The sequence below is a fragment of the Mogibacterium pumilum genome (assembly GCF_002243385.1).
GTDB classification, from domain to species: Bacteria; Bacillota; Clostridia; order Peptostreptococcales; family Anaerovoracaceae; genus Mogibacterium; species Mogibacterium pumilum.
Genome location: NZ_CP016199.1, coordinates 1,474,194 through 1,474,757, shown reverse-complemented (window position 1 = coordinate 1,474,757; position 564 = coordinate 1,474,194). Strand labels below are relative to the sequence as shown.

Here is a 564-nt window from a genome sequence, read left to right as displayed (position 1 = left end):
TGTAAATATCATATAGTATTTGCACCGAAGTATAGAAGAAAAGAAATATATGGGAAGTACCGAGTGGAAATAGGAAAGATGATAAGAATCCTATGCCAAAGAAAAGGTATCAACATTGTTGAGGCTGAGCTATGCCCTGACCATATACATATGCTTGTAGAAATACCGCCAAAGTATTCTGTGTCGCAAATAGTCGGATATTTGAAGGGAAAAAGTTCACTTATGATATTCGATAAATTTGCAAAATTAAAATACAGGTACGGAAATAGACACTTTTGGTGCCGAGGGTACTATGTTGATACAGTAGGTAAAAACGAAAAGAAAATAGCTGAATACATACGTACACAACTTCAAGGTGACATAGTAGATGATCAAATGACGTTGAAGGAGTATATTGATCCATTCACAGGAGAGAAGATGAAATAGTCCTTTAGGACTTGTAGGAAAGTACGTGCGGTTGGCGAATCTTTTCAACGCATCTTAAGATGCAGCAGGTAAAAGGCCCTTATAGGGCCAAAGCAAACCACCGGCTCAGCCGGTGGTCATGATTCGTAGTGTGCCGGG

At 39.2% G+C, this 564-nt stretch carries 1 protein-coding gene; it reads left to right on the top strand.

Going from position 1 to position 564, the window contains the following annotated elements:
• On the top strand, window positions 1-426 hold a 426-nt coding region (gene tnpA, locus AXF17_RS09920), incomplete at its 5' end, for an IS200/IS605 family transposase (protein ID WP_094233859.1).
• Window positions 427-564: the final 138 nt, after the last annotated feature.